This window comes from Xenorhabdus bovienii (assembly GCF_024721015.1).
Classification (GTDB): Bacteria; Pseudomonadota; Gammaproteobacteria; order Enterobacterales; family Enterobacteriaceae; genus Xenorhabdus; species Xenorhabdus bovienii.
This window is the reverse complement of record NZ_JANAIF010000260.1, coordinates 1-788: the sequence shown is the minus strand read 5'-3', so window position 1 is coordinate 788 and position 788 is coordinate 1. Positions and strand designations below refer to the sequence as shown.

The 788-nt window shown below is 54.8% G+C and carries 1 protein-coding gene; it reads left to right on the top strand.

Annotation, left to right across the window (positions count from 1 at the left end; genetic code table 11):
- Positions 1 to 788, top strand: a 788-nt coding sequence (locus NXS07_RS20435) for a phage tail sheath subtilisin-like domain-containing protein (RefSeq protein ID WP_258087568.1), incomplete at both ends; no start/stop codon positions are given.

The following is a 788-nucleotide window of genomic DNA, read 5'->3' as shown; positions in this document are numbered from 1 at the left end:
CATCATGGCGTCTCGGTCAGGGAAACGACCCGACTCAGTACGCTGATACGCGACATTAACACGTCGGTGATTGGTGTTGTGTGTACCGCTGATGATGCCGATGCTGAGGTGTTCCCGCTGGATACGCCGGTACTCATCACCCGTATCAACAGTGTGATTGGCAAGGCGGGGAAAACCGGCACGTTATATACCACACTGAAGGCCATTTCTGACCAGTGCAGCCCGAAGGTGATTGTTATCCGTGTGGCGGATGCCGGCAATTTACACGGGGACGGGGAGAAACCAACACAGGATCAGCTGATTATTGGCGGCGTCAACGAGAGCGGACGCTATACCGGACTGTATGCCCTGCTGACTGCGGATGCCAACATTGGCGAGCACCCGCGCATTCTGGCCGTGCCGCAACTGGACACGCAACCCGTCGCCCTGCAACTGGCTATTTTTGCCGAAAAGTTACGCGCTTTTGCCTATGTCAGCGCCTATAGCTGCAAGACACTGGCGGAGGTGAAGAAGTACCGCGAGAACTTTAGCCAGCGCGAAGTCATGATTATTTACCCAGACTTTATCACCTATAACAGCCAGTCCGGGAAAAATGAAACCGTGCCGGCGACTGCTTTCGCGCTGGGTTTGCGCGCCCGTATTGATGCCGATCAGGGCTGGCACAAATCGCTGTCCAATGTGCCGGTCAATGGTGTTCTCGGTATCTCGGCAGATATCTACTGGACATTACAGGGGACGGACACGGATGCCGACGACCTGAACAGTAAAGGCGTCACCACGTTAATTAA